General features: G+C 54.2%; 15 protein-coding genes. 11 read left to right on the top strand and 4 right to left on the bottom strand.

Going from position 1 to position 23,365, the window contains the following annotated elements:
* Positions 1 to 34 precede the first annotated feature (34 nt).
* The gene (gene acpP, locus BST81_RS16295; RefSeq protein ID WP_075599557.1) at positions 35 to 280 is read right to left on the bottom strand and encodes an acyl carrier protein; all 246 of its coding nucleotides are present in this window, start codon (positions 278 to 280) and stop codon (positions 35 to 37) included.
* A gap of 320 nt (positions 281 to 600) precedes the next feature.
* On the opposite strand from acpP, the gene BST81_RS16300 reads away from it, so the two are divergent.
* From BST81_RS16300 to glmS, 3 genes are all read left to right on the top strand, one after another.
* Positions 601 to 1,509, top strand: coding sequence for a CoB--CoM heterodisulfide reductase iron-sulfur subunit B family protein (locus BST81_RS16300; protein ID WP_075599558.1), 909 nt, complete (start codon positions 601 to 603; stop codon positions 1,507 to 1,509).
* A 247-nt stretch (positions 1,510 to 1,756) separates the two neighbouring features.
* Complete coding sequence (psaC, locus tag BST81_RS16305) at positions 1,757 to 2,002, top strand: photosystem I iron-sulfur center protein PsaC (RefSeq protein ID WP_015160556.1); 246 nt, start codon at positions 1,757 to 1,759, stop codon at positions 2,000 to 2,002.
* A gap of 383 nt (positions 2,003 to 2,385) precedes the next feature.
* Positions 2,386 to 4,299 carry a glutamine--fructose-6-phosphate transaminase (isomerizing) gene (gene glmS, locus BST81_RS16310; RefSeq protein WP_075599559.1) on the top strand — a complete coding sequence of 638 codons (1,914 nt, stop codon included), beginning with the start codon at positions 2,386 to 2,388 and terminating at the stop codon, positions 4,297 to 4,299.
* 75 nt (positions 4,300 to 4,374) lie between these two features.
* On the opposite strand, the gene BST81_RS16315 is transcribed toward glmS, so the two are convergent.
* Both BST81_RS16315 and BST81_RS16320 read right to left on the bottom strand, forming a co-directional pair.
* Positions 4,375 to 5,769, bottom strand: a complete 1,395-nt coding sequence (locus tag BST81_RS16315; RefSeq protein ID WP_075599560.1) for an NAD(P)/FAD-dependent oxidoreductase — start codon at positions 5,767 to 5,769, stop codon at positions 4,375 to 4,377.
* Positions 5,770 to 5,775: 6 nt separating this feature from the next.
* Positions 5,776 to 7,548 carry an iron uptake porin gene (locus tag BST81_RS16320; RefSeq protein ID WP_075599561.1) on the bottom strand — a complete coding sequence of 591 codons (1,773 nt, stop codon included), beginning with the start codon at positions 7,546 to 7,548 and terminating at the stop codon, positions 5,776 to 5,778.
* 208 nt (positions 7,549 to 7,756) lie between these two features.
* Between BST81_RS16320 and BST81_RS16325 the strand changes: the two genes are divergently transcribed.
* The 4 genes from BST81_RS16325 (at position 7,757) to BST81_RS16340 (ending at position 13,141) form a co-directional block, all read left to right on the top strand.
* The gene (locus BST81_RS16325) at positions 7,757 to 10,093 is read left to right on the top strand and encodes a nitrite/sulfite reductase (protein WP_075599562.1); all 2,337 of its coding nucleotides are present in this window, start codon (positions 7,757 to 7,759) and stop codon (positions 10,091 to 10,093) included.
* 125 nt (positions 10,094 to 10,218) lie between these two features.
* On the top strand, positions 10,219 to 10,785 hold the full coding sequence (locus BST81_RS16330; protein ID WP_075599563.1) for a hypothetical protein: 567 nt from the start codon (positions 10,219 to 10,221) through the stop codon (positions 10,783 to 10,785).
* A 192-nt stretch (positions 10,786 to 10,977) separates the two neighbouring features.
* Positions 10,978 to 12,666 carry a PAS domain-containing sensor histidine kinase gene (locus BST81_RS16335; protein WP_075599564.1) on the top strand — a complete coding sequence of 563 codons (1,689 nt, stop codon included), beginning with the start codon at positions 10,978 to 10,980 and terminating at the stop codon, positions 12,664 to 12,666.
* Between the two features lie 91 nt (positions 12,667 to 12,757).
* Positions 12,758 to 13,141, top strand: coding sequence for a hypothetical protein (locus BST81_RS16340; protein ID WP_075599565.1), 384 nt, complete (start codon positions 12,758 to 12,760; stop codon positions 13,139 to 13,141).
* A gap of 20 nt (positions 13,142 to 13,161) precedes the next feature.
* On the opposite strand, the gene BST81_RS16345 is transcribed toward BST81_RS16340, so the two are convergent.
* On the bottom strand, positions 13,162 to 14,439 hold the full coding sequence (locus tag BST81_RS16345; protein WP_075599566.1) for a lipid-A-disaccharide synthase: 1,278 nt from the start codon (positions 14,437 to 14,439) through the stop codon (positions 13,162 to 13,164).
* A gap of 155 nt (positions 14,440 to 14,594) precedes the next feature.
* On the opposite strand from BST81_RS16345, the gene BST81_RS16350 reads away from it, so the two are divergent.
* From BST81_RS16350 to BST81_RS16365, 4 genes are all read left to right on the top strand, one after another.
* A complete protein-coding gene (locus BST81_RS16350) occupies positions 14,595 to 15,065 on the top strand; it encodes an ankyrin repeat domain-containing protein (RefSeq protein ID WP_075599567.1) in 471 nt (156 codons plus the stop codon).
* A gap of 214 nt (positions 15,066 to 15,279) precedes the next feature.
* Positions 15,280 to 19,263 carry a magnesium chelatase subunit H gene (locus BST81_RS16355; protein ID WP_075599568.1) on the top strand — a complete coding sequence of 1,328 codons (3,984 nt, stop codon included), beginning with the start codon at positions 15,280 to 15,282 and terminating at the stop codon, positions 19,261 to 19,263.
* 359 nt (positions 19,264 to 19,622) lie between these two features.
* A complete protein-coding gene (locus BST81_RS16360) occupies positions 19,623 to 20,501 on the top strand; it encodes a DUF4344 domain-containing metallopeptidase (RefSeq protein WP_075599569.1) in 879 nt (292 codons plus the stop codon).
* Between the two features lie 115 nt (positions 20,502 to 20,616).
* Positions 20,617 to 23,361, top strand: a complete 2,745-nt coding sequence (locus BST81_RS16365; protein ID WP_075599570.1) for a protein kinase — start codon at positions 20,617 to 20,619, stop codon at positions 23,359 to 23,361.
* Positions 23,362 to 23,365: the final 4 nt, after the last annotated feature.

A 23,365-nucleotide genomic window follows, 5' to 3' on the forward strand; every position in this document is an offset into this window, starting at 1 on the left:
TCCGTCAGCAGAAAGAAAATGAAGGGTTCAGGTTTTACGCTGCAGCTTTGCCAGAGATATAATCAACTGCATCCTGAACTGTTGCAATCTTCTCTGCATCTTCGTCGGGAATTTCAGTCTTAAATTCTTCTTCCAGGGCCATGACCAGTTCTACCGTATCCAGAGAGTCGGCCCCTAGGTCATTCGCAAAGCTGGCTTGGGGCTTAACTTCAGCAGCATCAACTCCCAGTTGTTCAGCAACAATCTTCTGAACCTTCGCAAAAACTTCTTCTTGGCTCATAGTTGTGATCTCTTGTTCAGTACCTGTACTCGTTAAATTGCGGGTTGAATTGTCAGCAACACAGCTCTAAATTGAACATCCACGGGAAGAAAAATCAGGTTAAAGCCGATTCTTCTAATTTAGATGATCATAAATTGAGCATTCCTTCATAGTATCCGAAAGGGGAGACAGGATTGTAACTGGTAGTCGGTTTTACAATTGACACTTTAACCGCTCCAGCCTGTTTTAAAGATGTAGAGATGCTGCAGGATTATGCTGGTTGTCTCGATTTAGCATAGATTGGGAGAGCGTTTGACCTGACTCCGCAGTCTTGATTGCTTATGCCATCCCCATCTCTCAGATATGCTTATTTTCCAGGTTGTGTCGCTCAGGGAGCCTGTCGGGAGTTGTATCAATCTACCCAGGCCCTGACCCAGGCTTTAGGAATTGAACTGGTCGAATTGAAAAAGGCAGCCTGCTGCGGGTCAGGCACCTTCAAAGAAGACTCGCTACTCCTGGAAGATACGGTCAATGCCCGCAATATTGCCCTGGCCGAAGAGTTGCAGTTGCCCCTGCTGACCCACTGTAGTACCTGCCAGGGGGTCATTGGTCATGTGGATGAGCGATTAAAACAGGCCCAGCAGAGAAATCCGGCCTATCTGGAACAGGTCAATGCCCTGCTTGAAAAAGAGAGTTGTTCTCCCTATCAGGGGACGACGGAGGTCAAACATCTCCTCTGGGCTCTAGTCGGAGACTATGGCCTGGATGCCTTACGGGAGCGGGTGACGCGCAAATTAACCGGATTGCGCTGTGCCGCTTTCTATGGCTGCTACCTGCTACGGGCTCAGACCCTGCTCCCCTACGATGATCCCTTTAACCCCCACACCCTGGAAAGTGTTTTTGCAGCGGTTGGGGCCACGCCGGTCCAGTATCAGGGGCGAACCCAATGTTGTGGTTGGCCTATTTCCAGCTACGCCACGACTGCATCTTTTCAAATGGCTGGCAAACATCTGAAAGCCGCGATCGTTGCCGGAGCTGATTGCATGGTTACCCCCTGCCCCCTCTGTCACCTGAATCTGGATTCCCGCCAACCCGAAATCGAGCGGACGATCGGAGAAACTCTGGGCCTGCCCATTCTGCACTTGCCCCAACTGGTTGCCTTGGCGCTCGGTGTGACTCCACAGGAGCTAGGGCTCAACCGACACATTGTCTCTACCCGATCGATCGTTGAAAAAATCGAGAGCTTGTAGAGGTTCTGATATCCTTCGGGCCAGTATTAAATTCTTTGAAGTTTTGCAGCCTTTTGCTCAAGTGAATAGGGCCACACGGTAAACTAAACCCTAACCTTCAAGCTTGCCTAGAGCCTGGAGTGGCTTTCCAACTGCCGATTAATGCAGATGCCGATTAATGCAGAGCATTGAACCCCAACCGCACTAATGCCGAGTGCATAACACTAGTACACAACCCTGAGAACACTAAGTCTGGAGTTAATATTCAATGTCTCATTCAGTCAAAATTTATGATACGTGCATTGGTTGTACCCAGTGCGTTCGTGCCTGCCCCACTGACGTTCTAGAAATGGTTCCCTGGGACGGCTGTAAGGCACAGCAAATTGCCTCTTCCCCTCGCACAGAAGATTGTGTTGGCTGCAAGCGGTGCGAAACGGCCTGCCCCACCGATTTTCTCAGCATTCGCGTATACCTGGGTGCTGAAACCACCCGTAGCATGGGTTTGGCTTACTAGAGTCTGGCTTTGCCAGTTCTGGCAGCGAACTTTCATTAAGTTTTTGGATTGCAAACAGGAGCTTCTCGCTCCTGTTTTTGTTTGGGTATTAGCAGGCTTGACGCACCTGATTTTCCCCTTCTCCCCTCACTCCACAAGGCCACTGTGTACCCATAATCCCCTCCTGGGAGGGGTAGGGGTGGGTTCAACGCTCCTGCTCCCGTTCCTAGGCCCACCCTGGCCCTACGGGCTACCCCTTCCAGTCGGGGAGAGTTGGGAAAGGAGGACTTTAGTGCAAGTTTGCTCTCTGGGTTCAAACAGAATTCAAGATCAGATGTGGCACACTAGAGCTTTGATATCCAGGCTGGGATACTCCCTGTAGTGACTGAAGGAGGGAAGGGTTCATGTGCGGAATTGTTGGCTATATTGGCACCCAGACAGCAAGTGGCATTCTCCTGGAAGGGCTAAAACGGTTGGAGTACCGGGGCTATGACTCTGCTGGGATTGCCCTGGTTGAAGATGGCTTGATCCACTGCATTCGGGCCAAGGGTAAATTGCACAGCCTGCAGGAAAAGCTGGAAGGACTGGAGCACAAGGCCCAAATTGGGATTGGTCATACCCGTTGGGCCACCCATGGCAAGCCAGAGGAATATAATGCGCACCCCCACCTGGATAATGCCAGTCACATTGCGGTGGTTCAGAACGGCATCATTGAGAACTATCGGGAATTGCGGGAGCGGCTGACGGAGCAGGGGCATCAGTTCCTCTCTGAGACAGATACAGAAGTCATTCCCCATTTGATTGCCGATTTGATGGCCGCCGAAACAGCGGTAGAAAACACGGCTCCTTACAGGCTGCATCCGTCGCCTTTCTTTGCCGCCACCCTCAAAGCCCTGCCGCAACTGGAAGGATCTTTTGCCCTAGCCATTCTCTGTGCCGACTATCCGGATGAACTGCTGGTGGTGCGGCAGCAAAATCCCATGGTGATTGGGTTTGGTCAGGGAGAATTTTTCTGCGCTTCCGATATCCCAGCGATTATTCCCTACACCCATGCCTTTCTGCCCCTGGAAACTGGGGAACTGGCCAGACTGACTCCCCTGGGAGTGGAGGTCTATGATTTCGCGGGGAATCGCCTGCGGAAGATGCCCCGTACCCTGAATGTCAGCATGACTACGGTGGAAAAGCAGGGCTTCCGTCATTTCATGCACAAGGAAATCTACGAACAGCCCAGTGTGGTGCGGGCCTGTCTGGAGGCTTATGCCAGGGAAGGAGACTTCCGTGGGGATTCCACGACCTTTCCGATCGAACTGGGGCTCCCGGCAGATCTGTGCCAGGATTTGCAGCAAATTCAGATTATTGCCTGTGGCACCAGTTGGCATGCTGGATTGGTGGGCCGTTACCTGCTGGAACAACTGGCTGGGATTCCGACGGTGGTTCACTATGCGTCGGAGTTTCGCTATGCCCCGCCCCCTCTGACCCCCAACACCCTCACGATCGGCGTCACCCAGTCTGGCGAAACCGCCGATACCCTGGCAGCCCTGGAGATGGAATTGCGGCGGCGGGCGGACAAATCTCCAGAACTGGCCTGTCGGCTGCTGGGAATTACCAACCGTCCTGAAAGTTCCCTCGGACGCCTGGTTCCGTACCTGATCAATACCCATGCTGGGATTGAAATTGGGGTGGCTGCCACCAAGAGCTTCACGGCCCAACTGATGGCCTTTTATTTTCTGGCTCTGGATCTGGCTGCCCGTCGTCAGACCCTATCACCAGAACAGCTCCAACAAATTTTGCTGGGCCTGCGGCAACTGCCGACTCAGATTGAGCAGACCCTGGAAAGCCAGGAGAAGCCGATCGAAGAACTGGCCCATCAATTCACAGATACCCAGGACTTCATTTTTGTTGGTCGGGGGATTAACTTCCCGATCGCCTTGGAAGGTGCCCTGAAACTCAAGGAAATCAGCTATATCCATGCGGAAGGCTATCCGGCTGGGGAGATGAAACACGGCCCGATTGCCCTGCTGGACGCGAAGGTGCCCGTGGTGGCGATCGCCGTTCCTGGTCAGGTCTATGAGAAGGTGCTCTCGAATGCCCAGGAAGCCAAAGCCCGCGATGCCCAGTTGATTGGGGTGACCCCTGCGGATGGGGCCAGTGCGATCGACATTTTTGATACGGTGTTGCCAGTTCCCAAAGTCGAGGAGATGCTCTCGCCCCTGCTGACGGTGGTGCCGCTCCAGCTTCTGGCCTATCACATTGCCGCCCGTCGGGGTCTGGATGTGGATCAGCCCCGGAATTTGGCCAAGTCCGTGACCGTCGAGTAGGTTGGCATCTAGCTCCCTGATTACTGATGGGTGAGGAGTGATTGGGGTATTCTTGACCCCAATGAACCAACTGAATTAATGACTTGTCATAAGGCGGCTCCACCAGGGACGATGCAGCCCCTGTAACCGTTGTCCCTCCAGAACGAGCTGTCGCAGTAGATCCGATCGCTGGGAAATCACAGCCCCCGTTGCGATCGTCCCCAGCTTCGACCGCTGCCGCAGGGCCAAGGCGATCGGGCCGATCAGATCACTGGCCCCTGTCCCGACAATCTGGGCTCCGACCAGGGTGCCATTGCGCCGCAACAGGAGCTTGCCAAAGCCGGTGGTATCCCCAGAGAATTGGGCCTGCTCCAGGGCATGCAGGGATTGCTGCACCACGAGCAGATCCTTGCCGTAACGTTGCTGTGCCTCTGGTTCAGTCAGCCCCACTGCTGCCAGTTCCGGATCCGTGGGCACAATGCGGGGAATTCCCGTCGGATCAAACCGGGCGATCGGCCAGAACAGGGCATTCCGAACCACGATCGTTGTCTGTTCCAGAGCCATCTGAGGGACAGGATACCCTGCCCGATCGTCCCGACAGACATAGATCCGGGGCTGGCTCGTCTGCAGTTTCCGGTTCAGGCGCAGGCCCTGCTGGTCCTGGACCACCCCCACTGCTGGCAGATTCAGGCTGTCCAGATTCAGCCGATAGCCCCCATCCACTAACAGAAGTTCGGCCTGGATGGTTTGCCCTCCCACCTGGATTTCCTGGGCTCCGGCTAGGGACCGTACCTGGTCGATCGGCTGTCCTGTTAAAATTCGCACCCCTTCAACTTCCAGTTGCGCTTGCAGTAACCGGGTGGCTTCCCGGTCTTCTCCCGGCAGCAAGTGGGGGGCATCAGTGACCACCGTCACTGAGGTGCCCAACCGGACCAACCCCTGGGCCAGTTGTAACCCGATCGGACCATCACCGACGATCGCCACCTTTTGAGGCTGTTCCGTCAGGGTGCAGGGATCATCCACCGTCAGACAGGCCGAGGGGGTCAGTCCCGGAATTGCCGGGATCTGGGGCCGGGCAGGCATAGCCACCAGATACGCAGAGGCCATCAGGGGCCGATCGGCTACTGCCAGCACAGGCCGAGCCTGGGGGAGAAACTCGCCCATCCCCATCACCACATCCACCCCCAGCGCCGCCAGCACTGCCGGAGCGTCTACTGCCCGCAGATTCGTCACTACCCGTTGAGTCCAGGCCAGGATCTCAGCCCAGGAAAGGGGTGCTGCTGTGGTTCCATGCCAGTAGGTGCTCCGCCGATCGACGGTGCCGATTTCAGCCAGGATCCGCCCCACCTGGGCCAACGTTAGCCCAGCGATCGGCTCGATCCCCTGGGTGACTAGAGCCACCCTGCCCCCCAGAGCTATCCCCTGACGGGCCGCCTGGACACCAGCCTGACTGGCTCCGATGATGACTAGATCGTATTGATCTCTAGTCATGGGTCCTTAAAACGAAAACGTGGTTCTAATAGTGCCAATAAAAACATCGCTGTTAGCACCCCGCTGGTTAATGGCTGGTAGCCAGATCAGGCCGGGGGTAATGGAGATATTATCGTTGACCTGATACTTGTAGAAGCCTTCGATGTGCAGGGAGTCATCCCGATCGGGTAAAGCGACTTGCTGTCCACCGGACTGGAGGCCCTTCAAAGTAGGCTCAGCCCCGATGATGATGGCGGCCAGGTTACCTTTCTTACCCAGATCCGGAAAAGATAGGGTGAGCGCATAGTTCCAGATTTCGGCATCCCCAAAGGTAATCAGGCGGGCAGCGGTGAAGCCTCCCCAGCCGCCGATGACGAAGCCGGGGGCTACCTGGAAGGAGGCTTCTACCCCGTAGGAGTTGCTGGCGACAGGGGAATTATTGGCGGGAGCCAGGGGATCGGGGGCAAAGGGGAACAACAGGTTACCCCGGAAGGACCCCACGGCGTTACCGGCTCCACCAAACCGGAAGGTTCCGGCAGCGTTGTAAGCATTGACATAGGTGAAGCCTAGTTTCAACCCTCGGAAGGGCTGGAAAACTACCTGGGCCAGGGCTGAATAGTTGCCGTTGAATAAACCGGAGCCAGGGGTCGGGGTGCTGGCCCGACTGGCGAGATAGCCCACGTCCAACCGAATCGCGTCGGTAGGTCTGAAGGTAAAGCCTACCCCTGCCCCTCCTGGCACCACCGCACCATTATTGCCATTGATGTTGTAAATCGGGTTGCGTTCGCCAAACCGGGAAATCGCCCCACTCCCCCCATCTTCACTGTCCAGATAAGGGCTGAGGGTATCAGCATAGTGATAATGGAAGCCAGCATTGGCAAAGATGCTGAGCTGAGCCTGGGAGCCGATCGGGACCTGGTAGGATAGCAGATCCAGGTAGACCGAGTTATTGGTCAGGGCGATCGTTGTGTTGTCCTGGGCTAACCGTCCCTCATTGGCGAACAGGTTTACGGCGGCTAATCCTGCGGGAGTGGTGGTTGTCAGAACCGGGATCGTATTCCCCACCTGTAATCGGGTCTGCAGCCGGTCTTTGCCACTAAAACTGGTAACAAAGTTCAAGCGCACCCGCTCCTGGAAAACCGTGTTACCTTCTGCATTCACAGGAGCATTAGGATTCCCGGCAAAATCCGTCACCCCGCTCCCACCAAAGGCATCGGTAATGGCCAGAATGACTTCCCCGGATAGTTTTGTTGTAGTTGAGAATTGCTGGGCTTCTAACCGGGCAGTTCGGGCTTCCAGGGCATCGACCCGGCCTCGCAGGGTGGCCAGTTCAGCCGCAAACTCTTCCTGCAACCGCTTGACGATTTCCAGGTCCTCTTTGGTCACCAGATTGGTTGTCGCCGCAGCAATCAGTTCGTTGATCCGATCCATGCAGGCGTTCAAACCTGCCGCGAATTCATAGCGGGTCAGGGGCCGATTCCCCCGGTAAGTGCCATCGGGATACCCAACAACGCAGCCATAGCGCTCTACCAGAGACTGCAGTGCCTGAAAGGCCCAATCTGTCGGCTGTACATCTGACAACTGGGAAACGGAAGTGACCTGATTACTGGTGTTAACGACAATAACCGGCATCCCCGAGTGATACCCATTGCGGTAAACCTCAATCTGGTTCAAGGGGGAAAGAACCGACCTTCCAGGATTGGTTGAGGCTTCATCGGCCCAAGCCGGACCACAGGAGATAGGGATGGCACCCAGTAGCAAGAATCCCGTCAACCGCAACTGTCCCGATAAACCCTGCATGGCAATTCTCCTCTGCAACTCGAAATACTGCTGTCTACAATGCCTCCAGCAGTATTACTAATACGCTACTGCCAGCAAAAATGGATTTTGGTCGGGCAAATCATAACAAAACTCTAAATTCCGCTCGAAGTATCGTAGTTTGTATAAAAATGGGAGATCGCGATCAACCTGTGATCCAGCAGGAATTTCCTCCTCAGGAGACTTAGACATGACCCAACCCGGCTTAACTTGGAAAACTGTTCTAGCAGATAAAATCCCGCCAACCATGGCAGAAGAGATTGATACCTTCGAAACCCAGATGAAGCTGCGTCGTCAAGGGAAGCTAGATGAAAAGGTATTTGCCGAGTTACGGCTGCGTCGGGGTGCTTATGGGCAGCGGTACGATAATGGCTTTCGCCATGATGGTGAAAAGTCTCAAACCATTCCTTTCCCCCATCCAGCCCTGACCAAAGGACCGGAGACGAAGTGGGAAGCCCCCGGTATGCAGCGGATTAAGATTCCCTATGGGGGAATGACCGCTGACCAGATGGAAGTCCTGGCAGATGTGGCTGAGGAATACGCAGACTGCATTCTCCATGTCACGACCCGCCAGGATTTCCAACTCCACTTTATCTCGCTGGATGATACCCCTGACATGCATCGCCGTCTCGCTGCCGTGGGCATCACCACCCGTGAAGCCTGTGGTAACTCTGTGCGTAATGTCACGGCCTGTCCCCTGGCTGGAGTCTGTCGGGATGAAGCCTTCGATGTGACGGGATATGCGGGCGAAACCACCCAATACTTCCTGGGACATCGGGATGTACAGGATTTTGGTCGTAAGTTTAAAATTGCTTTCTCCGGTTGCAAGCAACATCCCTGTGGGTTGACTTCCATGCATGACCTGGGCCTAATTGCCACAACCCGAATGGTGGATGGGGTGGAGAGGCAAGGCTTTGAAGTGTATGTGGGGGGTGGACTGGGAGCCGTGCCACATTTGGCCAAACTGCTGGATGACTTTGTGCCAACGGAAGAGCTCTTGCCCCTGTCCCAGGCGATCGCTCGCGTCTATGCTCGTCTGGGTGAGAAGAAAAACCGTAACAAGGCCCGGATTAAGTTTTTGGTCGCAAAATTGGGGATTGAGGAGTTTCGCCGTCTGGTGAAAGAGGAGCGGGCAATTCTGGAGCCAGATCCAGGCTGGGCGGAATGGATTCCTGAGTTACCCTCCTACGACGAGTCTGGCCTGCCGGAACCCGTTTCTGCCGGTCAGGCGATCGATCTGGAAGCAGATGCCATTGCCTTTGCCCAGTGGAAATCCACCAACATCTACCCTCAGCGGCAGGCAGGGTTTGTCTGTGTGACGATCTCCTTGCCGCTGGGAGACCTCACCTCACAGCAGATGCGGGGTCTGGCAGATATTGCCCGTCGCTTTACCCGCGATACCACCCGCACCACGGTGGAGCAGAATATTCTCCTGCGCTGGATCCATGAAGCTGATCTGCCTGCTCTCTATCTGGCACTGAAGGCCATCAACCTGCATGCGGCAGGGGCTGAATCGATCGTGGATATCACGGCCTGCCCCGGCACCGACACCTGCAAACTGGGAATTGCCAGTTCGCGCGGTCTGGCGGGTGAGTTACGCCAGCGACTGGCCGTCAAGGGTTGGCAGTATAACGAAGCGGTTAAGGACATTCGGATTAAGGCCAGCGGCTGTTTTAACTCCTGCAGCCAGCACATGGTGGCCGAGATCGGCTTCTATGGGTCGAATCGGCTCGTCGATCGGCGGCGGGTGCCCCACTTCCACCTGATTTTGGGGGGCGAATGGGACAACAATGCGGCTCAGTATGGCCAATCCCTGGGGGTTGTGCCGTCAAAGCGGGTTCCCGATGTGGTGGAATTCCTGGTGGACCTGTTCCTGAAGGATCGTCAGAAGGGGGAAAAGTTCTCCCAGTTTGTCCATCGGATTGGGAAGAAGGACATCAAGGAGCGTCTGGCTCCTTTCTTGGAAATTCCGGCCTATGCGGTGGACAAGTCCTTCTACAGGGATTGGGGCGATACCCGTGAGTTCACGATCGGAGACATTGGCGTAGGCGAATGTGCGGGTGAAGTGGTCAGTCTGACTGATTTTGGGGTCGCCACGGCTGAAAGTCTCTACTTTGATGCCACCCTCTTGCTGGAAGGGAATAGCAGCAATGGCAATGTGAAACAGGCCGCTGAAAAAGCACTGGAAGCCATGATCAGTGCTGCTCAGGCTCTACTGAAAGTCCAGAATATCGATATTTCCAAGGATCCTGAAGTAGTGGTCAGGGAGTTCCGCAAATACTTCTACGACACCGAGCTGTTCTACGATCCGTTTGCCAAAGGTAAGTTTGCCAGCTATCTGTTCCAGGCTTATGACCAGCGTGATCGGGCGGTTGATCTGGATCAGGCCAGACAACTGATCGAAGAAGCCCGCCTGTTTATTGAAGCGGCCCATGAGTGTAATACACGCATGTTACAGGCTGGAATTACCAGTCCGGCGAGCTTCCAGAAGTGGCTCCTCGATCGCCAGATGCAACAATCGTCCTAAGCGATCGCGGCACGGTACCTTGATCCTGACCTCATGGCTTACCCCTCTTCCATCGGGAGAGGGGATCAGGCTTATGAAACCCTACACAATGCCCACCCACCCATTTTTCAAGTATGGAGAACCCCATGAACCCCGATCGCTTCTGTATCAAATTCTTTGCTCGACCTGGAAACACGATTGATGAAGCGATCTTGATTGAGATTTTTCAGGAATGGATTCGCCTGCGTAAATTGCCAGGGACATTGCTGGATGTAGCAGATTACCGCCATGTTCCCAATGGCCCTGGCGTTATGCTGATTACCCATGAAGTGAATTACGCCATGGATCATAGTGAGGGTGAATTTGGCCTTTATGCTCAGTTGAAGCTGGGGCAGGGCGAAACTCATCAGGAACGGATGTTGGCACTGGTCAAGGCAACAGCAATCTTTGGGGCTTTGCTGGAATCCGACAAACGGGTGGCCGGTCAGTTTAGCCTGGATGGCAGTCAGTTCCTTTATCTGGCCAACGATCGCCTGCAACTTCCCAATACAGAAGCAGCCTTTACTGCCCTGAAGCCGGATCTGGAGGCCGTAGCCGCTAAACTGTATCCCGGTCAGGAGACAACGGTAACCCGGCGGGAGAATGATTCCCGCGATCGTCTGACTGTGGTGATTCAAGCGCAAGGCCTGTGTGACATCAGTGCCCTGGCTTAGGGGGAGATAGCCCGGAAATTTGCATCAGATCCGTATTTTTACGGTTCCTGTCCCCGTGCAAGGCCTGAGGATTACCTGAAAAGAATCACTGACTCCCAATGGCTTACTTGCACCGTTGTTCAGGCTTTGGAGGCGCGGGTAAGATGAGTCACCACAACAAAAGTTCTGGCTCGCAACGTTGCATAGGGAAACGTGTCAACCTGCAAGGAACGCTTACAGTCAATCCTGGATGTCTCTAGTGATCCTATCCAGGCAACTTTGCCTAATGGGCAATTTATTTACACGAATCAGTCGTGGCAGAAGCTTCTGGGTTATTCCAGCACTGATTTAGAGCAATGCCTGTTTTTTGATCTGGTTCATCCTGCTCATCGTGACTTGTGTCTGGAGATGTTTCAGGTGGGACAGCCCGATATAGTCACCTCCACCCTCCAGAGCGTCTTGCTCACCCGGGAGGGATGTGAGATTGAGGTCACTGGAACCGTCAGCTTTCAGGCACAGGATGATGGTTCTACAGGAATCTGGATCCTCTGGCACCTATCTGATCAAGCCGAGGTACAGGACGCCAATTCAGGCAGGACAACCTTAGATCCAAACGGACAACAACTCCTGCAGTTGGCTGAGGTAATTCGAGATGTCCTTTACATTCACGACATCGAATCCTATCAATTGCTGTATATCAGTCCAGCCTTTGAGCAAGTTTGGGGTCTCTCCCTGGACAAGATTTATCAGGATCCCTACCTCTGGTTAGCAAATATATATCCCAGCGATCGGCCTTCCGTGGCTCAGGCGGTCGAACGCCAACTCACAGGTATGGCCTCTAAGCTGGAGTACCGCATTATCCGACCGGACGGAGAGCTCCGCTGGATTGAGTCTCGTTCCTTCCCAGTTCGCGATGCCCAGGGCCGGATCTATCGCATTGCCGGGATTGCTCAAGATATCACGGCGCGTAAACAGACTGAACTGGCTCTGAAACGATTCAGCCGGGATCTGGAACGGAGAATACAGGAATGTTCGGTGGAATTAGGAGAAACTCGAGCCCGCCTGCAGGCAGAGATCACAGCACGTCAGCAGATTGAGGCCGAGCTGCAAACGCGAGAAGAATCATTACGCCACAGCAATACCTTACTTGAAGCACAGCAAGAGACGATCTCCCATACCTTAAAGCAGGAGCGAGAGTTGGGGGATCTCAGGTCCCGGTTCGTGACGGTTGTGTCCCATGAATTTCGCACCCCCCTGACAACGATTCAGTCAGCGGCTGAATTACTGGAATACTATGACTGGTCTACAGAGGAAAAGCAGGAGCGATTCCAGCAGATCAAGGGAGCTGTCAAGCATATGACGGAGTTGCTGGAGGATGCCCTGCTGATGGGCAGAATTGAAGCAGGCAAATTGCAATTGCAACGGCAATGTCTTGACCTGCATGCCCTCTGTAGGGAAGTGCTGGCAGAACTACAGGTTACAATCAGCCCACGCCATCGGCTGCACTTTCAGGTGCAGGGTCAACCTTATGCAGGGCAACTTGATGGTAAATTGATCCGGCAAATGTTGATCAATCTTTTGTCGAATGCCATTAAGTACTCTCCCAAGGGTGGACCGATCGGTCTGAGCCTCTTCTATTCCCCAGACCATACGGTTCTCATCCAGGTTCAGGATGAAGGGATCGGCATTCCCCTGGAAGATCGAGACAAGTTATTCCAGGTTTTCTATCGGGCCATGAACGTGGGTACGATTCAAGGTACTGGGATTGGGCTGGCGATCGTCAAGGGTTGCGTGGAGATGCACGGCGGGACTGTAGACCTGATCAGTGAAGTGGGCCAAGGAACCACGTTTACGATTACATTACCGCTGCCACCGCAGAACGAACCCATAATTGGCCAATGACTTAAATCCCTGGCCTGCTGGTCCATCCTGGAGATTGTTGTGTCCCAGGGAACAACTTCCTACAATGATTAAAAGTTACTGAACTTTTTTTATGTTGACCGAAGTGTTACCGTTCCAGTTTGGGTTGGATGCCACCGCGATCGCGGGAGCCAGTCTCTGGTCGCTGGCCCTATACCTGGGATTTTCTCCCCTCAGCCACTGGATTATGGAGCAGTTGAGTCGCTGGTTCAACTTTGCAGAACGGAGTCTATATACTTCAGTCGAGGAATTTGAGCGGACCCGTAAGGGCAGGGAAGCCCAGAATGCCTTCTATGCTTCTCTCTTCAGCATTGTGCCGTTTTTAATTGTGGGGGGGCTGTGCGATTTCCTGGTGGAACTGGGACTGGGCAGGAGTTGGGCCATCAGTATGGGAATTATGGCCTGTATGGGATGCGCCGTCTACGAATTGGGCCGCCGGGATGGCAGCGTCCGGTAGAGATGCGATTCATCGCGTCTTTATGGGGGGGATGAGAGGACTTCAGCGACGATCGCGGCCAGTTTTTTGGCCGCCCCGGGTTCTCCCCGAACTTTACGCAGGTTGTCCCGCATCTGCTGCAGCTTTTCGGGATGGTCCAGGTAGTCCATCACCAAGTCTGCTACTCCTTCCGGTCGTAGGTGGTCGAACAACTCTGGCACGATCGCCTCACCGGCCCAAATATTCGGCCAGGCCAGCAACCCCAGACGTTTCTCCATATACCGATTAATCAGGCGGGCAAAGAAGGAGCCGAAGCCACCGGGTAAGTTGGCCAGGAGTCCCGGTAGACCATCCCAAGTACGCATAGCATCCGCCTGGTTTTTGGGAATTAAAACTACCATGGGAATGCCCAGGGCTCCCAGTTCGGCTGTGTTTGCCCCCACGGTGGTGATACAGAGGCTGCATTGGGCCATCACCTCATAGGCTGGAAAGGTGGTCCAGAGATCTACTTGCATCCCGGAGGCCGTTTTCAGATATGGCCCTGATTCTGGCTGCTCCGGTAGCACCAGATCCGCTGCCACGCCTTCCACCAGAGAAAAGACAGGGTTCAAATCGGGATTGGCAAAGTTAGCCAGGGTGACCAGTTCCAGGGAGGGGGCCACCGGAATCACGAATCTGACCTCCGGGCGATGGCGATGGATATGATCGGCGATCGCCACCATCAAGGGAACGCCCTGAGCCAGTTTGGCGGCTTTGGAGCCGGGGAGAATGCCAATCAGAGGAGGCAAGGGGGAAGAGTCTGCAGAGGAGGGAGCATCCTGGGTTGACCAACTACCGGCCTCTGCCATTAGATCACCAACCACAGTAAATTTAGTGGTGTATTGGGGGTTTACCCGATCGAGGATGGCTGGCTTCATGACGGCAAAGCGATCGATCCACTGGGGCCAGCGGGCCTCCCATTCCGCATAGGTGACGGTGGGATACCCCAGTCGCTTGCCAATCACCACAGAAAAGAATTGATCGCCCCCCAGGAAAATGACCACACCCCGATCGCGCCAGTCCCAACGATCAGCGGTTTGCCCCCAGAGCAGAAAAGGGAAAAACCGATCGGCAGCCTGAACCCGATCAACCTCCGGGTAGGACCGGGCAATTTCAGCTTCTTTACCCGTCGCATTGGTGCAGGGGGAAAGGACAACGGAGAGCCGAACCTGGTCTGGATCGGCTCCCAATTTCTCCCGTAAAGCAGCCACAACTGGTTTAACCCAGGTTGTGAGTTCGCCGGGGCCGTTGGAGAGAATCAGAATATCAATGGCCTGCATTGCCTGAAAATCCTATACGATCGTGGGTTGAATCAGGGGGTCCATGTCAACATTAAAGAGCAGGATGCGGTCCTAATGCTGGCCCTGTGCCAGAGCGCATTTGCCAAATGCTTGAGTCCTGTTTGTATTGTCTGCTCTAACGATCGTGAAAGGATATGACGGATCTTATATCGGCTGCAAAAAATGGGGATGTGACCACTCTCAAAGATTTACTGAGTCAGGGAGTGGATGTGAATACAAGAGATGGGGAAAATTCCACCGCTCTGATTGCTGCATCTGAAGCGGGTCACCTGGAACTGGTTCAGGCTCTGATCCAAAGGGGGGCCGATGTAAATGCCGCAGACCAGGATGGCTGGACGGCTCTGATGGGGGCTTCCGGGTCAGGCCATCTTCAAGTTGTTCAAGTTCTGCTCCAGGCGGGTGCTCACCTGAATGCCCAAACTGGATTTGGTATGACGGCCCTGATGAGTGCAGCGGCTAAGGGGGATCGGGCAGTGGTGCAACAGTTGCTGGACCAGGGAGCCGATGCCAGTGTCAAGGACAATAACAATTGGACGGCACTGATCTGGGCGGCTGAGGAGAAACAAACAGAAATTGTAGCGTTGCTCAAACAGGCCCGTAGTTAGAAAGGATTAAGTGAGGGGCTTAATTTTTACTAAAATTTGCACTCCATGAGTGCTGACTCAATCAAAATTGAATTTTGATTACAAAGTTTATCGTTTTTTCTATCGAATTGTTTCAGCTCCTCCCTTGAGGACTCAATTGATAGAGACTTTCTGGTACAAACACAAGTGAATCCCTTGGTAGAAGAGAACAAGCAGTATAAGGAGTTCGTCACGCATGTTCACCCACGTTAAGCCCACCATCCGGCACATTACTCCCGAAAATCTGCAGGGGAGGGCGCTGGTCAGAGTGGTCTATGTGGTGCTGGAGCCGCAGTATCAAAGTGCTCTTTCGGCAGCCGTTAATTCAATTAATCAGAACAATCCCAACCTGGCGATCGAAATCAGCGGTTACTTGATTGAGGAACTCCGGAGCCCGGAGAATTTCGAGGATTTCAAACGGGATGTCGCTCAAGCTGACATCTTCATCGCCTCCTTGATCTTTATTGAAGACCTGGCCGATAAGGTGGTAGAGGCAGTTGAGGGCCATCGTGATCGGTTGAGCGCAGCCGTTGTTTTTCCATCCATGCCCCAGGTCATGCGTCTGAACAAGCTGGGTAGTTTCTCGATGGCTCAACTCGGCCAGTCCAAAGGGGCGATCGCCCAGTTCATGCGGAAGCGCAAGGAAAAAGCCGGTTCCTCCTTCCAGGATGGCATGTTGAAGCTGTTGCAGACCCTGCCCAAGGTGCTGAAATATTTGCCTCTGGATAAAGCTCAGGATGCGCGCAACTTTATGCTCAGCTTCCAGTACTGGTTGGGCGGCTCCCAGGAGAACCTGGAAAACTTCCTGCTGATGCTGGCCGATAAGTATGTGTTCAAGGGGAGTCAGCACGCTTCTCTGCAATATCGAGATCCAGTCACCTATCCCGATATGGGGATCTGGCATCCTCTGGCTCCAACCATGTTTGAGGATGTAAAAGAATACCTCAACTGGTACAACTCTCGTAAAGATATTTCAGACGATTTGAAGGATCCCCTGGCTCCCTGTATTGGATTGGTGCTGCAGCGGACTCACCTGGTGACGGGCGATGATGCCCACTACGTGGCCATGGTGCAGGAGCTGGAGTGTCTGGGGGCGCGGGTACTGCCTGTGTTTGCGGGCGGTCTGGACTTTTCCAAACCGGTTGATGCTTACTTCTTTGATCCCCTCTCCAAGAACCAGACCTCGATCGTGGATACGGTCGTTTCCCTGACTGGGTTCGCTCTGGTAGGAGGACCGGCCCGGCAGGACCATCCTAAGGCCATTGAATCCCTCAAGCGTCTGAACCGTCCTTACATGGTCGCCCTCCCCCTGGTGTTCCAGACCACGGAAGAATGGCAGGACAGTGACCTGGGCCTGCATCCGATTCAGGTGGCCCTGCAGATTGCCATCCCCGAACTGGATGGGGCGATCGAGCCCATTATTCTGTCTGGGCGGGATGGGACCACGGGGAAAGCGATCGCCCTTCAGGATCGGGTCGAGGCCGTTGCCCAGCGGGCCATGAAATGGGCTGCCCTGCGGCGCAAGCCCAAGATGAACAAAAAGCTAGCGATTACTGTCTTTAGCTTCCCGCCAGACAAAGGCAATGTGGGGACAGCCGCTTACCTGGATGTGTTTGGCTCCATCTTTAAGGTGATGGAATCTCTGAAGCACAACGGGTATAACGTGCAGGGCCTGCCAGACTCACCCGAAGCCCTGATGCTGGAGGTGTTGCATGATGCCCGTGCCCAGTACAGCAGCCCCGAACTCAACATTGCCTACCGCATGTCGGTGCCAGAATATGAGACCCTCACCCCCTATCATGAGCGGTTGGAACCGTCCTGGGGACCGGCTCCTGGCCATCTCAATACGGATGGGGAAAGCCTGCTGATCTACGGTAAACACTTTGGTAATGTCTTTATCGGTGTTCAACCCACCTTTGGCTACGAGGGGGATCCCATGCGGCTTCTGTTCTCCCGATCGGCCAGTCCCCACCACGGGTTTGCCGCTTACTACACTTACCTGGGGCGGATCTGGCAAGCTGATGCTGTGCTGCATTTTGGCACCCATGGTTCCCTGGAGTTCATGCCCGGTAAGCAAATGGGAATGTCTGGGGATTGTTACCCGGATAACCTGATCGGCATGATCCCAAACCTGTACTACTATGCGGCAAATAATCCATCGGAGGCGACGATCGCCAAGCGCCGTTCCTATGCCGAGACCATCTCTTACCTGACCCCTCCGGCGGAGAATGCGGGTCTGTACAAGGGGCTGAAGGAGCTGAGCGAGCTGATTGGCTCCTATCAAACCCTGAAAGATACGGGCCGGGGTAGTTCCATCGTCAACACCATTATGGACAAGTGCCGATTGGTGAACCTGGATAAGGACATTGCCCTGCCTGAGCAGGACGCGAAAGACATGTCTGCCGAAGAGCGGGATACGATCGTCGGCACCGTTTACCGCAAGCTGATGGAAATTGAGGCCCGCCTGCTGCCTTGTGGTCTGCATGTGATTGGTAAACCACCCACGGCAGAAGAGGCGATCGCCACCCTGGTTAACATTGCGGCCCTGGATCGGCCTGAGGATGAGATCTGTAGTCTGCCTCGGATTCTTGCTGAGAGCGTCGGACGGGATATTGACGATCTGTATCGAGCCAGCGATCGGGGGGGTTTGGCGGATGTGGAACTTCTGCAGGATATTACCCTGGCCACCCGATCAGCCGTGGCAGCTCTAGTGCAGGAGCAGGTGAATACGGAGGGGCGGATCGATCGGGTGGCGGTGCTGAATTTCTTCAGTATGGGCCGCAAGGAACCTTGGGTAGAAGCCCTGCATGCAGCGGGTTATACCAAAGTAGATGGGGAAAAATTGAAGCCCCTGTTCGAATATCTGGAGTTTTGTTTGAAACAGGTGGTGGCGGATAACGAGTTGGGAGCCCTCCTGAAGGCCCTGGAAGGGGAGTATATCCTGCCGGGACCGGGGGGGGATCCGATCCGTAATCCGGATGTGCTGCCCACGGGTAAGAATATCCATGCCCTGGATCCCCAGTCCATTCCGACGACCGCTGCGGTGCAATCAGCTCGCATTGTGGTCGATCGCTTGCTGGAGCGGCAACGACTGGAGAATAAAGGCCAGTGGCCGGAGTCCATCGCCTGTGTTCTCTGGGGCACGGACAATATCAAGACCTATGGGGAATCTTTGGCCCAGATTCTCTGGTTCGTTGGGGTCAAGCCCGTGGCGGATTCTCTGGGTCGGGTTAACAAGCTGGAGTTAATTCCCCTGGAAGAGTTGGGGCGGCCTCGAATTGACGTGGTTGTGAACTGTTCTGGGGTTTTCCGGGATCTGTTCATTAACCAGATGAGTCTGCTCGATCGGGCAATTAAGATGGCCGCCGAAGCCGAGGAACCCCTGGAGATGAACTTTGTTCGCAAACATGCGCTGAAACAGGCGCAAGACATGGGGATTAACCTGCGGCAGGCGGCGACTCGAGTCTTCTCGAATGCGTCTGGTTCCTATGCCTCTAACGTCAATCTGGCGGTGGAAAACAGCACCTGGGAAAACGAATCGGAACTCCAGGAAATGTATCTGGGCCGCAAGTCTTTTGCCTTCAGCTCTGATAACCCTGGCACGATGGAGCAGGATCGTCGCATTTTTGAATCGGCCTTGAAGACAGTGGAAGTGACGTTCCAAAACCTGGATTCTTCTGAAATCAGCCTGACGGATGTCAGCCACTACTTCGATTCAGATCCCACCAAGGTGGTCTCGAATTTGCGGGGGGATGGCACTTTGCCAACGGCCTACATTGCAGATACCACCACTGCCAATGCCCAGGTCCGTACCCTTTCGGAAACAGTTCGTCTGGATGCCCGCACAAAATTGCTCAACCCGAAATGGTACGAAGGGATGCTTAGCCATGGCTATGAAGGGGTGCGAGAGCTCTCCAAGCGTCTGGTGAATACCATGGGCTGGTCTGCAACTGCTGGAGCTGTAGACAACTGGATCTACGAGGATACCAATGCCACCTTTGTTCAGGATGAAGCCATGCGGCAGCGGTTGATGAACCTCAACCCCCACTCCTTCCGGAAAGTGGTCTCCACCCTCCTGGAGGTGAACGGTCGGGGTTACTGGCAAACCAGTGAGAGCAACCTGCAACTGTTGCGGGAACTCTATCAAGAGGTGGAAGACCGGATTGAAGGGGTTGAATAGAACCTATTGTCACCTGTAGAGCTGTTGCAGGCGTCTCTACAGGTGACGGCATTAATTCCCCTGAAACTGCTAGCTCCAGCCATTTTCAGGATATTCTAAGCATGCCCCCGATGGATGGGTTACGGGTTCGTGTTCGAGGACAGCCCCAAGGAAGCATGACTGGCAGAAGTTCTGTGCTTGTGTCAGCGAGTGGCAGAATTAAGTTTGTCGTTACTTACAGATCCTGCAAGATGAATGCCAGGGAGAAATCAGTTTAATCAATGATCGCAGGCATTTGCGATGCTGCAGGATTGACGCCCCTGCCTAGAAAAGATTAGCCTGGAGAAGGTTGACACAAAAGCCTCCTCCTAATACTTCTTATGCGTAGTCTGTTGCAACGGTTGCAGTGGGTCCGATTCAGATTCGCAAACCCCCTACTGACAGTGCTATTGGCGATCGGTGTCTTTTGTTATGTCACGATCGGGGTCCAAAGCCAGGAGTTGGCTGGGTTATCGATCTCCATCCCAACACCTCCAGCCAGGACTGAGTTGGCCCAGGTGGAAAAGCGGATTCAAGTCATTTACAGCAACACCAAGCGCCCTTTTCCTAAAGAACTGGAGCGTATATATCAGAAAACTCAGGTTTTTGAAAAGCTCTCTGGTCTGATCGACAACAAAATTAACCTGCCTCGCAATGTCCGGGTCATTTTGAAAGAATGTGGCGTCACGAATGCCTTTTACCGGCCCAGCCAGCACAGTATTACGATCTGCTATGACCTGACCGAGTATTTTATTGATCTGTTCAAAAAGAACGGCAAGACTGACTATAAGGCAGGCGAGATGGCGATGTATGCCACCGTCTTTACCTTTTTCCATGAAGTTGGCCATATGCTGACCAGCGAACTGGATTTACCCATTACGGGCAAGGAAGAAGATGCCGCCGACCAGTTTTCTACCCTGTTACTCTCTAAATCTGATGTCGGGGAACGATCGGCCCTGGCTGCAGCCAGTTGGTTTAACTATGCCACTGGCCCTACTACCCGAGCAGCTTTTATGGATGAGCACTCTCTGGATCAGCAGCGTCTATACTACATTGTCTGCCTGTTATATGGCGATGAACCCAAGAAATATACGACCCTGGTACAGGGACTGGGATTTCCCCGGAACCGCTTATCTAAGTGCGTAAAGGAATATGACCAGAAGACCAAAGCCTGGAGAAAATTGCTTTCTCCATACGCCAAAAAGGGTAGTTTAATCTAAAGAGAATCAATTTGAGAAAGGTAGCCCGCTGCAGCAGTTGATTCATTACCCGGCATCTCGTGTTCAGATGTGATTTTCGTTCAGATGTGATTTTATCGACAATCCCACTCATCGGATGACCGCTCCTCTCCTGAATAACCGGTATCGCATCATTCAGGCTCTGGCTTCCGGTGGATTTGGAGACACTTTTCTGGCTGAAGATACCCATCTGCCATCGGGTCGGCGCTGTGTAATTAAGCAACTGAAGCCGATCGTTCATCATGCGGGAACCTTCCAATTCATTCAGGAGCGGTTTCAGCGTGAGGCCGCTATTCTCGAAGATCTGGCCAACCAGAGCAGCCAACTCCCCAAACTGTATGCCTACTTTGCTGAGCAGGGGCAGTTCTATCTGATCCAGGAATGGATTGAAGGGGAAACCCTGCGCGATCGCGTCCAGCGGCAGGGAAGAATGGGTGAGCAGGAAATCACTGTCATCCTGGGGGAAGTGCTCAACCTGTTGCACTACATCCATCACAAGGGAATCATCCATCGGGATATCAAGCCCAGCAATTTGATCCTGCGGCAACAGGATGGCAAACCGGTGTTGATTGATTTTGGGGCTGCCAAGGAAATGCTGCACCTGACGGTTGATCCGGATGGTCAGTTTACGGCTTCCATTGCGATCGGCACCCCCGGTTTCATGCCCCCGGAGCAGGCCGCTGGCTGTCCGGTCTTTGCCAGTGATCTGTACAGCCTGAGTTGGACTGCCATCTATGCCCTGACGGGCTTCCTTCCCCATCAGTTGCAAAGAAATCCCCAAACAGGGCGGGTGGATTGGCATTCTGGACATTGTTTTGATGCTCGTCTGATTGCAGTTCTAGATCGAGCGATCCAGACCCAGTGGGTCGATCGCTACGCCTCTGCCGGAGATATGCTGACAGCCCTGCAATCTCCCCCGACTGTGGTAGACCGCCTGCCAGAACCCAGTCCGTCTGACCAAACCTTGACCCTGCCTGCTTCGCCTCGCCCTGGGCCGCATGCCTCCCCACCGGCGGTTTCGTCCAACCGGCAGGACTATCGCAACCGCCAGATTTTGCTGAACAAGGTCAGAAATTACTGGATTAAGGGGGTTTTGGAAACCTCGTTGCACGATCGGGTATTGCTGGAACTGGGATTGACCCAGTATGGGGATGCCCTTGAGCGTCCCTGGGGGATGATTTGGGAAGCGGGCCAGGAGCGCCGATCACTCCCTGCTGGGGTGAAGGTCATCCATCTGTTTGATGAGTTGGGAGCCGGTCGCACCCTGCTGATCCTGGGGGAACCGGGCTCCGGGAAGACTACCACCCTACTGGAGCTGGCTCGCGAACTCCTGCAACGGGCCGATCTCCAACCAGAACAACCCCTTCCGGTCGTATTTAACCTCTCAGGCTGGGCTGGCCCCAGACAACCGATCGCCGATTGGTTGGAACAGGAGTTGACGGTCAAATACCAGGTTTCCAGGGAGATTGCCCAAATCTGGGTTCAAACAGAGCAGTTGCTCCTGTTGCTGGATGGTCTGGATGAAGTAGAGGTCGATCGGCGACAGGACTGTGTTCTGGCCTTAAACCAGTTCAGCCGTCTCCATGGGCAAACCGAGATGGTCGTCTGTAGCCGTCTCCGGGATTATGAAGGGTTAAATCAGCGACTCCGGTTTCAAGGGGCTATCTGCTTACAGCCCCTGACGCCGCTCCAGATCCGTCAGTATCTGGCCAGCGCAGGCTCCGAGTTGGCTGCCGTGCGGGAGTCCCTGGAGGCAGATACCACCCTGCAAACCCTGGCCCAATCTCCCCTGATGCTGAGCATTATGACCCTGGCCTACCGAGGGCTTGCCCTGACAGCCTTACCCAACATGAGTCTGGAAGAGCGTCGTCGGCATCTATTTGACACCTATCTCGATCGCATGCTCCAAAAACGAACCGGCAACACCCTTTACGCCAAACAACAGGCCCAGCAGTGGTTAATCTGGCTGGCCCAGCAACTGTTACGACAGGCGGAGACGGTTTTCCTGATTGAACAGATGCAACCAGACTGGCTGCCGAACCGCGCCCAGCGATGGCTGTATGCCCTGGGGATTGGTCTTTTTGCTGGGATAATTTGTGGCCTGGGTGGGGGCGTGGTCGGAACCCTGATCAGTGGTATGGCTGTGGGTCAGGTTTATGGTTTGATCTTTGGCCTAACTGGTGGGGTTCTGGTGTCCCTGATTTTTGGCCTGATTAGCCATGAGATCCGTCCAGTCGAGACCTTGCGCTGGTCCTGGGCTAAGGCCAGACAGAATTTACTGATTGGACTGGCCGTTGGACTGTTTTGTGGTCCAGTCTTCGCCATGAGCCTGACTTCCATCTATGGCTTGGTCTTTGAATTGAGTGACCGGTTAATTTATAGCCTGGTCTATGGGCTCTTATCGGGCCTGGGCGTCGGCATCATTTTTGTATTGTTGCGAGGTCTGACCGGACCAGACATTGAAATGAAGACCATCCCCAATCAGGGAATCTGGCGATCGGCCCGTAATGCTGCCGTCTTTGCCCTGATTGGAGTGGTTGGTTTGACGATCGTAACCTTGATGGTCGATGTTCCCCTGTTTTTGGGTACGATCGCGGGTCTGTTATTTGGTTTATTTGGAGCTGGAGAAGCCTGTGTGCAGCATCTGATCCTGCGCCTGATCCTGTACCTGGATGGGTACATCCCCTGGAACTATGCCCGCTTCCTGGACTACGCCACGCAACGGATTCTGTTACAAAAGGTGGGAGGGGGATACATTTTTATCCATCGGCTGATGCTGGAACACGTTGCGAACCTGGAGCCAAAACCAACCCGTGCAACGGGCAGAACCCTGAGGGACTGACAGC

This window comes from Leptolyngbya sp. 'hensonii', from assembly GCF_001939115.1.
Classification (GTDB): Bacteria; Cyanobacteriota; Cyanobacteriia.